Source organism: Stenotrophomonas maltophilia, assembly GCF_900186865.1.
Taxonomy (GTDB): domain Bacteria; phylum Pseudomonadota; class Gammaproteobacteria; order Xanthomonadales; family Xanthomonadaceae; genus Stenotrophomonas; species Stenotrophomonas maltophilia.
This window is the reverse complement of the sequence record NZ_LT906480.1, coordinates 588,692-601,582: the sequence shown is the minus strand read 5'-3', so window position 1 is coordinate 601,582 and position 12,891 is coordinate 588,692. Positions and strand designations below refer to the sequence as shown.

Sequence of the window (12,891 nt, the reverse complement as noted above, 5' to 3'; positions counted from 1 at the left end):
CCAATCTGCTGATGGGTCTTGAAGAAATCGGTTGCTTGGAATGCCGGCCCTCTGCTGTTCCCTGTGGGACCAGGCACCCCGTATTTTTCAACCTAACATCCCGCTCGTTGGCAGGGCGTGGATTAGCGACGCCACCAGGGCTGCAGCAGCCTGTCGAGCGATCGTGCCTGCGAATCCAGCTGCGGTCCCAGTGCCGCCTGTACCTCTTCGACCATCCTGGCACGCTCCTCGGCGACGATGCGACGCAGGTCTTCTGCGGTCACAGCGCTCTGTTCGGCGCGTTCCCGCTGCTGCTGCACCTGCTGCTCCGCCTGCCGAACCAGCTCCCGGCCATCACGCACGTCCTGCTCCAGTTGCAGGCAACGCTGCTGCAGCTCGTGGCCCAGCGTTCCGAGGCGGTTGACCTCGTTGCGTGCATCCATCAATCCTGCATTGACACGCTCCACCTCTTCGGCACGCTTGATGTTGCTGCCCAGTGTGTCGAACAGGCGATTGATCGGAGCAAAGTCGCCTGCGGCCGCGCGCGCTGCCAAGTCCGCCAACGCGGGAACACGCTGCTTGCCGACCAGCAGTACCCCCAGACCATGGGTATGGGTGAACTCGAATGCCGGGTACTGCTGGCTGATCTCGCTCCAATACTGCCAGACGCCAAAACCACGCTCGCGAACGCAGGTATCGTGGAAGATCACCACCGCCCGATCGGAGAGCTTGGGCAGCCACGTTTCAAAGTCCTCACGGACCGCTTCGTAGGTGTGCAGGCCATCGATGTGCAGCAGATCGATCGAGCCGTCGGCAAAATACGGCAGGGCTTCATTGAACCGCATCCGCAGCATCTCGGAGATGCCGGCATAGTTGCGCTGCTGGTACTCGCGCAACGCATTGTAGATCTCGTCGCCATAGTAACCGGCGTGCTCCTCCCCTTCCCAGGTATCGACCGCGAAGACCCGTGCAGTCAGCCCCTGCTCCTGCACCGCCTGGCAGAGCGCGAGGAAGGAGGAACCGCGATGGGTGCCCAGCTCGACGATCGACTGCGGCTGCAGCTGCTCGACCAGCCACGAGGCAAAGGGAATGTGACCCAGCCACGCGCTCAGCGACAGTTCGCGCGGGGAGATCAGCATGCTGTTCGACAGCGGAAAATCGTTCATGGGACAGCCGGTTTCTTGAGAGATGTTCAGAGAGTCAGGGCGCACTGGCGGCGGCGATGAAGGCTTCAACGTCACCGCTGCAGAGCAGCGATTCGAAGGCGCGGATACGGTCGATCGGCCAGCTCCACCAGGCAATCGCACGCAGGCGGGCGATCGTCGGCTCGTCGTATCGGGTACGCACCACCTTCGCTGGATTGCCAGCAACGACGGCATAGGCCGGCACATCGCGCGAAACCACGGCGCCAGCACCGATGCAGGCACCATCGCCCACGGTCACGCCGGAAACAATCATCGCGCCATGCCCGATCCAGACATCGTTGCCGATGCGCGTGGGGCCCTTGGTGTGCGGGTGCCCATCGTGGCCAGCACCGGGGGAGTTCAGCGCGATGCGCAACGGATAGGTCGTTACCCAATCCAGACGGTGCTCGCCGCCCCCAAAGATCACTACGTCATCGGCGATCGAACAGAACGCCCCGATCTCGATGCGTTCACCTTCCGACCATACCTTCAGTTGCGGAGAACCATAGGTGTATCGACCGACGCTGATGCGCGGGTCGGTACTGGCCAGTGGTGGAATGAAGCCGTGCGCTTCGGTCACCGTCGGTCCCTGCGATGCGCTCACTGCGGCTCTCCTGTCGGCTGCGGCTGACGGGTGCGGACCATGGTCACTTCCTCGAACGGGATACCGACCAGGCCATAACGCAGCTTGGGCGAGGCCACCCGGATCAGCACCGCATCATGCAGCCAGGCGTGCTGGGTGTTGGTGTACGGGTCGCCTTCGGCGATCGAGACGGTCATCGAGTACTCGCCGTTGGGCAGCAGCGGCAGAGTGAACCGGAACGACGCTTCCAACCCGGTGCCACCCTCCACTTCCATCGGCGGCTGGATATAGGTGTAGGTGTGTTCACCGAACAGCGATTGCCCAAGGCGATCCTTGACGAAGAATCCGATCAAGGGACTCGTCAGGGGATCATGCGCGGTCGCGCGGATTTTCAGCACGACATGCTCGCCACCGGCAAACGTCGTGAAGGGCTCACCGTCCTCGTTGCACAGGGTGACCGAGTCGATGCTTGCCACGCCGGACTGCCAACCGGCTGAATTGGCAACGTTGTCGAACAGCTCGACCTTCAGGTCCTTCTCGATCCGGGCTGGCGACGGAGTGCCAGGCGATGCCTCCGCGGCACGGGCAGCGGCCTGCCGTGACTGCAGCTTGACCGTATCGCCATACACTTCCTGCGAGCAGTATTCGATGTAGGCGTTGCAGGTTTCCTGCGCAGTGCCATGCATGCGCATGTCGCCACGATCCAGCCAGACGGCGCTCTGGCAGAAGTTCAGCACGGAAGAGGTGTCGTGACTGACGAACAGCAGCGTGCCGTTCTCACGGAACTTGCGCAGGTAGCGCATGCACTTCTGCACGAAGATCGCGTCACCGACCGCCAGCGCTTCATCGATCACCAGGATATCGGCATCGACATGCGCGATCACCGCGAACGCCAGGCGCACGTACATGCCGCTGGAGTAAGTCTTGACCGGCTGTTCGAGGAAGTCGCCGATGTCGGCGAATGCCACGATATCGTCATACTTGCGATCGATCTCCTCGCGCGACAGGCCCAGGATCGACGCGCTCATGTAGACGTTCTCGCGACCGGTGAACTCCGGATTGAAGCCTGCACCCAGCTCAAGCAGTGCGGCCACGCGACCTCGAACGGTCACTTCGCCGTGCGTCGGCTGCAGCGTGCCGCAGATGATCTGAAGCAGGGTCGACTTGCCGGAACCATTGCGGCCAATGATGCCCACCGTGTCGCCACGCCGCACCTCGAAATCGACGCCTTTCAGCGCCCAGAACTCACGGTAGTACATGCCACCAGGACGCCCCAGCAACCGCGACAGTCGCGGCAGCACGGCCTGCTTCAGACGGTCCTGTGGCTGCGAGTACACCTGGAAGCACTTGGTGACACCGGAGACCCGGATCGCCAGATCATCAGGCTCACGCACAGGTTCATTAGATGACATCGGCGAACCCCCGGCGCATTTTGTGGAAGCAGACATAGCCCAGCCACGCGACCACGGCGGCGAAAATGGCGTACTTGCCCAAGCCAATGAAATCGGGCGCCTTGCCCCAGATCAGCACTTCCCGCGACTGCTCGATGATGAACGTGAGTGGATTCAAGTAGATCCACTTGCGCATGTTCTCCGGCAACGCGTGCACTGGATAGAACACCGGCGCGAGGAACAACAGCACGGTAGTGAAGATGCCGGTCATCTGGCCGATGTCGCGCACGAACACACCCAGCGCCGACAACAGCCAGGCAAGGCCCATCGTGAACAACACCAACGGGAACACGACCAGTGGGAAGTACAACGCGGTGACGGGCAGAACGCCACGGATCAGCAGTTGCGCCAGCAGCAGCACCACCAACGTCACCAACGCATGGAACAACGCGGCTCCCATCGCCACCCAGGGCAGCGTGTCGAGCGGAAACACCACGCGTTTGACGTAGCTGGCATTGCCGACAATCAGGCTGGGGGCACGATTGACGCACTCGGCGAAGATGCCGTGCACCAGGATGCCCACGAACAGGATGATCGCGAAGTCGCCCTTGTGCGCCACGTCGCCGCCCCATCGGGCATTGAAGACCACCGAGAACACGAAGGTATATACGGCGAGCATCAACAGCGGGTTGAAGAACGACCACGCCAAACCCATCAACGAGCCACGGTAGCGGCTGATGACTTCGCGTTTGGCCAGCTGGTAGATGAGTACGCGGTTGCCGAGAAAACTGCGCACCATCGCCAGCGGCGAAACTGATGTGTTGGCGGACGACACGGTCATCGGATTCACGCAGCAGTACCCGCCAGCGCCCTCTCCAGATCCACCTGCAGATCCCCCAGATCCTCCACACCCACGCTCAGCCGCACCAGCGCATCACTGATCCCCAACTGTTCCCGCCGCGCGACCGGAATCGAGGCATGCGTCATCACCGCCGGATGGTTCACCAGGCTCTCCACACCGCCCAGCGACTCGGCCAGGGTGAACAGCTCGGTCTTCTCGCAGAAGCGCTTGGCCGCCTCGAAACCGCCCTTCAGCACGATCGAGACGATGCCGCCGTAGCCGGCCATCTGCCTGCCCGCCAGCTCGTGCTGCGGGTGCGACGGCAGGCCCGGGTAGATCACCTTCTCCACCGCCGGGTGCTTGTCCAGCCACTGGGCCAGGGCCAGCGCGTTGGCGCAGTGCGCCTTCATGCGCAGCGGCAGGGTCTTCAGGCCGCGCAGGGCCAGGAAGCTGTCGAACGGGCCCTGCACGCCACCCACCGAGTTCTGCAGGAAGGCCATCTGCTCGGCCAGTTCGGCGTTGTCGCCCACCACCACCATGCCACCGACCATGTCCGAGTGGCCATTGAGGTACTTGGTGGCCGAATGCAGCACCAGGTCCGCGCCCAGTTCCAGCGGACGCTGCAGCATCGGCGAGGCGAAGGTGTTGTCGACCACCACGATCAGGCCATGGCGCTTGGCGATGGCGGCAACCGCGGCGATGTCGACGATCTTCAGCATCGGGTTGGTCGGGGTCTCGATCCACACCATCTTCGTCTTCGACGTGATGGAGGCTTCAAATGCCGCCAGATCGGTCAGGTCGACGAAGCTGAAATCCAGCCCGGCGGTGCGGCGGCGCACGCGCTCGAACAGGCGGAAGCTGCCACCGTAGATGTCGTCCATCGCCACCACGTGGCTGCCGGCGTCCAGCAGCTCGATCACGGTCGAGCTGGCCGCCATGCCCGAGGCGAAGGCGAAGCCGCGGGTGCCACCTTCCAGCGACGCCACGCAGCGCTCGTAGGCGAAGCGGGTCGGGTTGTGGGTACGCGAGTACTCGAAGCCCTGGTGCTCGCCGGGGCTGGACTGCGCATAGGTCGAGGTGGCGTAGATCGGCGGCATCACCGCGCCGGTGCTGGGGTCGGGCGACTGGCCGCCGTGGATGGCCAGCGTGGCCAGAGCCAGGGCGCGATCCTGGGAAGTAGCGTTGGACATGTTCTTTCCTGAGGGGCGCCGACACGCGGCGCCATCGAAGGTGCGGAAGTCTACCAGCGCGGCCTTAACGACCTTTGACGCGGATAAACCGGAATTCAGCAGCGAACGTCTGCGATCAACGGCTTACTGCACGCGACGGCGCAGATAGTTCAGCAGGTCGATACGGGTGATCAGGCCCAGGAAGGCATTGCCGTCCATCACGATCGCCACCTGGCCGCGGTCGAACACCGGCAGCAGCGCCTCGATCGGCGACTTCACGTCCAGCCGGTCCAGCTTGCTGACCATCGCCGTGGCGACGGTGTCGCGGAAACGCGCTTCGTCACCATAGACGTGCAGCAGCACGTCGCTTTCATCGACGATGCCGACCAGCTGGTCACCGTCCATCACCGGCAGCTGCGACACGTCGTACAGCTTCATGCGCTGGTAGGCGGTGGTCAGCAGGTCGTTCGGGCCGATCACCACGGTGTCGCGCTGGCCGTACGGGCGCAGGATCAGGTCGCGCAGGTCACCGTGCTGCGGGCGCTCCAGGAAGCCGTTGTCCAGCATCCAGTAGTCGTTGTACATCTTCGACAGGTACTTGTTGCCGGTATCGCAGACCAGCACCAGCACCTTCTTCGGCGTGGTCTGCTCCTTGCAGTACTTCAGGCCGGCGGCCAGCAGGGTGCCGGTGGACGAGCCACCGAGGATGCCTTCCTTGCCCAGCAGTTCACGCGCAGTGTGGAAGCTCTCGGCGTCGCTGATGGCATAGGCCTTCTTGACGCGGCTGAAGTCGGAGATCGACGGCAGGAAGTCCTCGCCGATGCCCTCCACCAGCCAGCTGCCCGACTTGTCGTTGAGCACGCCGTCATTGATGTATTCGGCCAGGATCGAGCCGACCGGATCGGCCAGCACCAGCTCGGTCTTGGGCGACAGCTTGGCGAACGCGCGCGACAGGCCGGTCATGGTGCCGGAGCTGCCGCAGCCGAACACGATGGCGTCGAGGTCGCCACCCATCTGCTCCAGGATCTCCGGGCCGGTACCGAATTCATGCGCGGCCGGGTTGTCCGGGTTGCCGAACTGGTTGATGAAGTAGGCGCCCGGGGTCTGCTCGGCGATGGTCTTGGCCAGGTCCTGGTAGTACTCCGGATGGCCCTTGGCCACGTCCGAGCGGGTCAGGCGGACTTCGGCGCCCATCGCCTTCAGGTTGAAGATCTTCTCGCGGCTCATCTTGTCGGGAACGACCAGGATCAGCTTGTAGCCCTTCTGCTGCGCGACCAGGGCGAGGCCCAGGCCGGTGTTGCCGGCGGTACCTTCCACCAGGGTCGCACCCGGCTTCAGGTCGCCACGCTGCTCCGCCGCCTCGATCATCGACAGGCCGATGCGATCCTTGATCGATCCGCCCGGGTTGGCGCTTTCGAGCTTCAGGTAGAGCTCGCAGACGCCGGTGTCCAGGCGCTGGGCCTTGACGATCGGGGTCTGGCCGATGAGTTCGAGGACGGAAGAATGAATGGGCATTCGGAGGACTTTCGGTTCGCGCCACAGAGGGCCGGACCGGTGATTATCCGTCGGATGGCGATGAATGTCAGGTCGGCGCGGAGATGGACCGCGAGCCCGCAAAAAGAGATGCGGACGGCCCCGGATCGACGAGGAGACCGGTACCGCCCGCATCGGTGAGTTGTGCCTGCAGACCAAGGCACCACCGCCTGTGGTGCCTTGGCGCGGCCGCCTCATCGGCGGTGCCGCGATGCCGGGGCAGGAGCGCCCGGCGGGGCCATCGATGGCCGGGTCACGCCGTTCCGGGCGTGACGGGGTGCGTCAAAGCGTGGGGGACGTCGTTGGGAGCGGTGTTTCGTACATTCGCAGAAGTCGTTGCTTGGCCAGCAGCTTCTCGCGCTTCATGCGACCCAGGGTGACATCATCGATCGGGAGTACACCCAACTCCGCGTCCATGCACTTCTTGTTCAACTTGCGGTGCTGGTCATGGAGTGCCCTGAACTCCGGATCACGCGCGCGACGTGCGTCGATCTCGCTCTGGGGCTGATCTTCAAACATGATGGACCTCCTTCGACAGATACACGAACGCCCCGGCCGCAAGGCACGGGGCGTTGTTCATGGAGGAGCGCCGGTCGATGGCCACCTGGACGCCTGCAACGACCTGCGGCACTGGCCTGCGCACGTCGATCTGCTGCGGTTCGCGCCCTGCTTGCATCGGCCCGGCCCTCCCATCGTCCGGTCCGCGGCATTGCGTCCCGGACGATTGACCCTACGCCTGCTCAAGGCCGGGTACAAGACCCCTGCGTCAAAAAGACCGAACCCCGCCGGGGCGGGGTTCAGGCTGAATGCTCATCACAACGAAAAACAAACGATATCAAGCAATTACGGGGCGATGATGACCTCGGCCGAACGTGCCTGGGTGGAGGCCGCCTTCTTGCCGGCAAGCTGGATCCGGTTGCTCGCGACACCCGCCGCAACCAGGGCGTCACGCAGGGCCTCTGCACGCTTCTGGCCTACGCCGTTGGCACTGTCGTAAGCCTCGATGCGCAGGCGGCCCTTCTTGCCGATGTTCAGGTATTCGGCCAACGCCTTGGCCTGGTTGCGGGCGCCGCCGGACAGGCTGGAGGCGCCGGCGGCAAACGCATCGCCACGGAAGGTGAAGACCTCGCCGCGGCCATCGAACTTCGACCCCGGCAGCTTCTGACCGGACACCAGCTCGGCTTCCTCGCGGGCCAGCTTGGCGGCGTTCTGCTGGGCGGCGCTGAGGCGCTGCTGCTGCTTGCCGGCGACGCTGGTCAGGGCGTTCTCGGCGTCCTGGCGGGCCAGGGTCTCGGCCTCGGCGGCCTGGCGCAGGCGTTCAGCCTCCTCGGCCTGCATCTGTGCCTGCATGCGCAGCTGTTCGGCTTCCTGGCGGGCACGCGCGGCATCGCGGCGGCTGGCCTCGATCAGCAGATCGCTGCGGGTCCGCTCCAGGCGGTCGACCTCGCGGGCGGCCAGCGCGGTACGCACGGCCGTCTCGGCGATCTCCACCCGGCGCTCGGCCAGGTAGGTGGCCAGCTCCTGGTCGCGGCGCTTGGCCTTGTCCAAGGTGGCGATGGCCTGCTGGGCCTGCATGCGCTCGAAGGCGCCCAGCTCAGCGGTATCCGGGTTGGCCTGGATGGCCATCAGGCGCTGGCTCAGCTGCGCCACCATCGGGTTGTCGGCGGCCACGGCCAGGGTCGGCAGCGCCAGCAGCGCGGCCAGGGTTGCGGCAGTCATCGGCTTCACCGGCGATCCTCCCCGGTCGACAGCTGGCGTTGCAGCTGGTTGACCTCGTTGCGGCGCAGCTGCAGCTGCGCGGTCACGGTGGCTTCCTCGCTGCGCACGCGGGCCAGGTCGGCATCGGCGGCGGCACGCAGGGCCAGGGCCGGGGCATTCTTGCGCTCGCGGCGGTCGCCGGCGGCGCGCTGGGCCTGCTCCAGCCCCTGCCGGGCCAGCCCGATCAGGTCCGGGGCGTACTGGTCGGCATCGGCCTGGGTGGCCTTGTCGACCGCCTGCCGGGCCTGGGCCAGTTCCATCGCGCCATCCTGCGCCCAGACGGGGGCAGACAGTGCGAATGCAAACGCCATCACATACAGGCTGTGGCGCATTCGTGCGAAGCTAAGTCGTTTCATTGGGGAGGCCGTACCGGTTGTCGGTTCACGGCCATTGTCGTCAAGCCGACACCGTGCTGGCAACGGGCGTCGGCCGTTTCGTTGGGGAAAATTCGCAATGGATATCGGCTACTTCCTGAAGCTGATGACCGAAAAGAACGCTTCGGACATGTTTCTGACCACCGGGGCACCGGTCTACATCAAGATCGAGGGGAAGCTCTATCCGCTGGGCAACACCGGCCTGCCGCCGGGCATGGTCAAGAAGATCGCCTACTCGCTGATGGACGAAGGCCAGGTGCCGCAGTTCGAGCGCGAGCTGGAGCTCAACATGGCCATCGCCCTGCCCGATGCCGGTCGCTTCCGCGTCAATGTGTTCAAGCAGCGCGGCGAAGTGGGCATGGTCATCCGTGCCATCCGCAGCCGGATTCCGAGCATCGAGGAGCTGAACCTGCCGCAGGTGCTGAAGGACGTCATCATGACCCCGCGCGGGCTGGTACTGGTGGTGGGGTCCACCGGTTCCGGCAAGTCCACCTCGCTGGCGTCGATGATCGACCACCGCAACAGCACCACCACCGGTCACATCCTCACCATCGAAGACCCGATCGAATACCTGCACAAGCACAAGATGTCGATCGTCAACCAGCGCGAGGTCGGGCTGGATACCCATGCCTTCCACAACGCGCTGAAGAACGCCATGCGTGAGGCGCCGGACGTGATCCTGATCGGCGAGATCCTGGACGCAGAGACGATGGAAGCGGCGATCGCCTTCGCCGAAACCGGCCACCTGTGCTTGGCCACCCTGCACTCCAACAACGCCGACCAGACCATCGAGCGCATCCTCAACTTCTTCCCGGAAAGCGCGCACAAGAACGTGCTGATGAACCTGGCGCTGAACCTGCGTGCGGTGATCAGCCAGCGCCTGGTGAAGAACAAGGAAGGCCGTCGCCTGCCGGCCACCGAAGTGCTGCTCAACACGCCGATGATCCGCGACCTGCTGCGTCGCGGCCAGGTGCACGAGATCAAGGCGGCGATGGAAGCATCGTTGGAAGAGGGCATGGAGAGTTTCGACCAGTGCCTGTTCCGGCTGGCCAAGGCCGGCACCATCGAGCAGGAGGAGGCGCTGCGCGCGGCCGACTCGCGCGATGGCCTGGCGCTGAAGTTCCGCCTGTCCGAAGGCAGCAGCGGCGAGCATGACCCGTACGCGGATTTCTCGGCCGGCGCACCCAGCATCACCCACGGCTTCTGACCGCACGAAAAAGGGGACGGAGGGGATCAAGTCGTATATGCACTTACGACTTGATCCCCTCCGTCCCCTTTTCCTGAAGAATTCAGGGGCCGTCTCATCCAATGAGACCCCTCATCCGTAGGTTTCCTCAATGGAAACCATCCGCAAGCTGGCCATTCTGGCCGATGCCGCCAAATACGACGCCTCCTGCGCCTCCAGCGGCTCGGGCAAGCGCGATTCGCGCGCCAGCGGCGGTATCGGCAGCACCGAGGGCATGGGCATCTGCCACAGCTATACGCCCGATGGCCGCTGCGTATCGCTGCTGAAGATCCTGCTGACCAACTTCTGCGTCTACGACTGCGCCTATTGCGTCAATCGCGTGTCCAGCAATGTGCCACGCGCGCGCTTCAGCGTGGACGAGGTGGTCACGCTCACCCTGGACTTCTACAAGCGCAACTACATCGAGGGCCTGTTCCTCTCCAGCGGCATCATCCGCAATGCGGACTACACCATGGAGCAGATGGTGGAGGTGGCCCGGCAACTGCGCGAAGAACACCGCTACGCCGGCTACATCCACCTCAAGACCATTCCCGAGGCCTCGCCGGAACTGCTGGCCAGCGCCGGGCGTTACGCCGACCGCCTGTCGATCAACGTCGAACTGCCCACCGAAGCCGGGCTGAGTGCCTTGGCGCCGGAGAAGACGGTGCAATCGATACGCGGCGCGATGGGCGAACTGCGTTGGCGCATCGAGGAAGCCAAGGAGGCGCGCAAGGCCCCCGCAGCGGTGGCGCCGACGGCCAGCCGCAGCGCACGCCCGCGCCCTCCCCGTTTCGCCCCGGCCGGGCAGAGCACGCAGATGATCGTCGGCGCGGACGGGGCCAACGACCAGCAGATCCTGGCCAGCGCCGACAGCCTGTACGGCAGTTACCGGATGCGCCGGGTCTACTACTCCGCATTCAGCCCGATTCCCGATGCCAGCCGGCAGCTACCGCTGCAGCCCCCACCCCTGCAACGCGAGCACCGGCTGTACCAGGCCGACTGGCTGTTGCGCTTCTATGGCTACGGCGTGGACGAGATCACCGACACCACCCAGGGCGGAATGCTCGATCTGGACATCGATCCGAAGATGGCCTGGGCGATCCGCCATCCCGAACGCTTCCCGGTCGATCTGAACCGTGCACCAAAGGAAATGCTGCTGCGGGTGCCCGGCCTGGGCGTGCGCAATGCAGAGCGCGTGCTGATGGCGCGCCGGCACGGGCGCCTGCGCGTGGCGGACATCGCCCGCCTGAAGGCGCCGATGAGCAAACTGCTACCGTTCGTGCTGTTGGCCGACCATCACCCGCGCAAGGCACTGGATGACCCGGCCGCACTGCGAGCACAACTGGCCCCGCCGCCGCGCCAGGGATCACTGTTCGATGCACCGCCGGCAGCCTGACGCGCCGCGCTGGTCGCAGCGGGTGGATCCGCCGTGGTCGCTGCAGGCCTGGCGCGACGGCGCGCGTGATGCGCTGCTGCGGGGCGTGCGGCCCGAGCAATTGGACTGGCTCGAAGGCGGCGAGGCATCGCTGCTGGATGCGCCGCCGGTGCAGCAGGCACCGGTGGCGGCACAGGCAAGCGTTCCCGGCGTCCCGCGCGAATTCCTGGAGCTGGCCGCCACCTGCCTGTGCCATGGCGAACCGCAGCGCCTGTCACTGCTGTACCGGCTGCTGTGGCGGATCACCCATGGCGAACGCACGGTGCTGACCAATCCCGCCGATGCCGATGTGCTGCGTGCGATGACATTGGCCCAGGCCGTCCGCCGTGACACGCACAAGATGAAGGCATTCGTGCGCTTCCGCGAGGTGCCTGGCCAACCTGATGCGTTCATCGCCTGGTTCGAGCCACAGCACCACATCGTCGACCGGGTCGCGCCGTTCTTCGCACGCCGCTTCACCGGCATGCGCTGGGCCATCCTCACTCCTTCGCGCAGCGTGGCGTGGGATGGACAGGCGCTGACCTTCGGCCCCGGCGCACGCCGCGAGGACGCCCCGGCCGAAGATGCGCGCGAGGCCCTGTGGCAGACTTATTACGCCAGCATCTTCAATCCGGCCCGGCTCAACACCCGGATGATGATGCAGGAGATGCCGGCCAGGTACTGGCGCCACCTGCCCGAGGCGCAGCTGCTGCCGCGCCTGGTGCGCGATGCGGGCGATCGCGTGCAGGAAATGCATGACCGGCCCGCGCAGGCACCCCAGCGCAGGATTCCCATGCGTGGGGACGCTGCGGCAGCGCGCCCAGATACCGCCAGCCTGCAGACGCTGCGACAGCAGGCCAGCGCCTGCCGCCAGTGCCCGCTGTGGGAGACCGCCACACAGACGGTGTTCGGCCAGGGGCCGGCCGATGCGCAGGTAATGGTGATCGGCGAGCAGCCTGGCGATACCGAGGATCTGCGCGGCCAGCCGTTCGCCGGCCCTGCCGGCCAGTTGCTGGACCGCGCATTGGCCGAGCTGGGAATCGATCGCGCCACGCTGTACCTGACCAACGCGGTGAAGCACTTCCACCATGAGCGGCGTGGCAAGGTGCGGCTGCACAAGCGGCCGGAAAGCCGCCACATCCAGGCGTGCCGGCCGTGGCTGATGGGCGAGATTGCGCGCGTGCGGCCGCAGCTCATCGTCTGCCTGGGCGCAACCGCGGCAGCCTCGGTATTTGGCCGTGATTTCAATCTGTCGCGCGACCGTGGACGCTGGCACACGCTGGAGGAAGGCACCCGCGGCTACGCCACCGTGCACCCGGCGTGGGTGCTGCGGCAAGGCGATGGCGCGCGCCGCGAACGGGCCTATGCACTGTTCCGCGATGATCTCGCGCAACTGCTGCAAAAAGGGGACGGAGGGGATTAAGTCGTGAATGCACTTAC

The 12,891-nt window shown here is 65.3% G+C and carries 12 protein-coding genes; 3 read left to right on the top strand and 9 right to left on the bottom strand.

Features of this window, described 5'->3' with window-relative positions:
• Positions 1-122: 122 nt before the first annotated feature.
• The 9 genes from CKW06_RS02870 to CKW06_RS02830 all read right to left on the bottom strand — a co-directional run bounded on the left by CKW06_RS02870 (position 123) and on the right by CKW06_RS02830 (position 8,770).
• The gene (locus tag CKW06_RS02870) at positions 123-1,145 is read right to left on the bottom strand and encodes a class I SAM-dependent methyltransferase (RefSeq protein WP_024957354.1); all 1,023 of its coding nucleotides are present in this window, start codon (positions 1,143-1,145) and stop codon (positions 123-125) included.
• A 34-nt stretch (positions 1,146-1,179) separates the two neighbouring features.
• Complete coding sequence (locus CKW06_RS24070) at positions 1,180-1,767, bottom strand: CatB-related O-acetyltransferase (protein WP_012479057.1); 588 nt, start codon at positions 1,765-1,767, stop codon at positions 1,180-1,182.
• Entirely contained in the window at positions 1,764-3,158 is a 1,395-nt protein-coding gene (locus CKW06_RS02860; RefSeq protein WP_012479056.1) for an ABC transporter ATP-binding protein, read from the bottom strand. The genes CKW06_RS24070 and CKW06_RS02860 overlap by 4 nt, the downstream gene beginning before the upstream one ends.
• Positions 3,148-3,978, bottom strand: a complete 831-nt coding sequence (locus CKW06_RS02855) for an ABC transporter permease (protein WP_012479055.1) — start codon at positions 3,976-3,978, stop codon at positions 3,148-3,150. The genes CKW06_RS02860 and CKW06_RS02855 overlap by 11 nt, the downstream gene beginning before the upstream one ends.
• Before the next feature lie 5 nt (positions 3,979-3,983).
• Positions 3,984-5,168, bottom strand: a complete 1,185-nt coding sequence (locus CKW06_RS02850) for a cystathionine gamma-synthase (protein ID WP_024957355.1) — start codon at positions 5,166-5,168, stop codon at positions 3,984-3,986.
• Positions 5,169-5,291: 123 nt separating this feature from the next.
• A complete protein-coding gene (locus CKW06_RS02845) occupies positions 5,292-6,662 on the bottom strand; it encodes a pyridoxal-phosphate dependent enzyme (RefSeq protein WP_024957356.1) in 1,371 nt (456 codons plus the stop codon).
• Between the two features lie 300 nt (positions 6,663-6,962).
• Positions 6,963-7,199 carry an HP1242/YdcH family protein gene (locus CKW06_RS02840; RefSeq protein WP_005407964.1) on the bottom strand — a complete coding sequence of 79 codons (237 nt, stop codon included), beginning with the start codon at positions 7,197-7,199 and terminating at the stop codon, positions 6,963-6,965.
• 324 nt (positions 7,200-7,523) lie between these two features.
• A complete protein-coding gene (locus CKW06_RS02835; protein WP_005407962.1) occupies positions 7,524-8,408 on the bottom strand; it encodes an OmpA family protein in 885 nt (294 codons plus the stop codon).
• A complete protein-coding gene (locus CKW06_RS02830; protein ID WP_024957357.1) occupies positions 8,405-8,770 on the bottom strand; it encodes a DUF4398 domain-containing protein in 366 nt (121 codons plus the stop codon). Before CKW06_RS02830 ends, CKW06_RS02835 begins: the two co-directional genes overlap by 4 nt.
• Positions 8,771-8,891: 121 nt before the next feature.
• Here CKW06_RS02830 and CKW06_RS02825 point away from each other — a divergent pair, with 121 nt between their 5' ends.
• From CKW06_RS02825 to CKW06_RS02815, 3 genes are all read left to right on the top strand, one after another.
• Positions 8,892-10,019 (top strand): PilT/PilU family type 4a pilus ATPase, encoded by a 1,128-nt coding sequence (locus tag CKW06_RS02825; RefSeq protein WP_004141526.1) that lies wholly within the window; start codon positions 8,892-8,894, stop codon positions 10,017-10,019.
• 130 nt (positions 10,020-10,149) lie between these two features.
• Positions 10,150-11,433 (top strand): putative DNA modification/repair radical SAM protein, encoded by a 1,284-nt coding sequence (locus CKW06_RS02820; RefSeq protein WP_024957358.1) that lies wholly within the window; start codon positions 10,150-10,152, stop codon positions 11,431-11,433.
• A complete protein-coding gene (locus CKW06_RS02815; RefSeq protein WP_024957359.1) occupies positions 11,414-12,874 on the top strand; it encodes a UdgX family uracil-DNA binding protein in 1,461 nt (486 codons plus the stop codon). The genes CKW06_RS02820 and CKW06_RS02815 overlap by 20 nt, the downstream gene beginning before the upstream one ends.
• Positions 12,875-12,891 lie beyond the last annotated feature (17 nt).

Coding starts and splice junctions, on each gene's coding strand:
- CKW06_RS02870 (WP_024957354.1), bottom strand. CDS start 1,145: ATGAACGATTTTCCGCTGTCGAACAGCATGCTGATCTCCCCGCGCGAA.
- CKW06_RS02860 (WP_012479056.1), bottom strand. CDS start 3,158: ATGTCATCTAATGAACCTGTGCGTGAGCCTGATGATCTGGCGATCCGG.
- CKW06_RS02855 (WP_012479055.1), bottom strand. CDS start 3,978: ATGACCGTGTCGTCCGCCAACACATCAGTTTCGCCGCTGGCGATGGTG.
- CKW06_RS02850 (WP_024957355.1), bottom strand. CDS start 5,168: ATGTCCAACGCTACTTCCCAGGATCGCGCCCTGGCTCTGGCCACGCTG.
- CKW06_RS02845 (WP_024957356.1), bottom strand. CDS start 6,662: ATGCCCATTCATTCTTCCGTCCTCGAACTCATCGGCCAGACCCCGATC.
- CKW06_RS02840 (WP_005407964.1), bottom strand. CDS start 7,199: ATGTTTGAAGATCAGCCCCAGAGCGAGATCGACGCACGTCGCGCGCGT.
- CKW06_RS02830 (WP_024957357.1), bottom strand. CDS start 8,770: ATGCGCCACAGCCTGTATGTGATGGCGTTTGCATTCGCACTGTCTGCC.
- CKW06_RS02825 (WP_004141526.1), top strand. CDS start 8,892: ATGGATATCGGCTACTTCCTGAAGCTGATGACCGAAAAGAACGCTTCG.
- CKW06_RS02820 (WP_024957358.1), top strand. CDS start 10,150: ATGGAAACCATCCGCAAGCTGGCCATTCTGGCCGATGCCGCCAAATAC.
- CKW06_RS02815 (WP_024957359.1), top strand. CDS start 11,414: ATGCACCGCCGGCAGCCTGACGCGCCGCGCTGGTCGCAGCGGGTGGAT.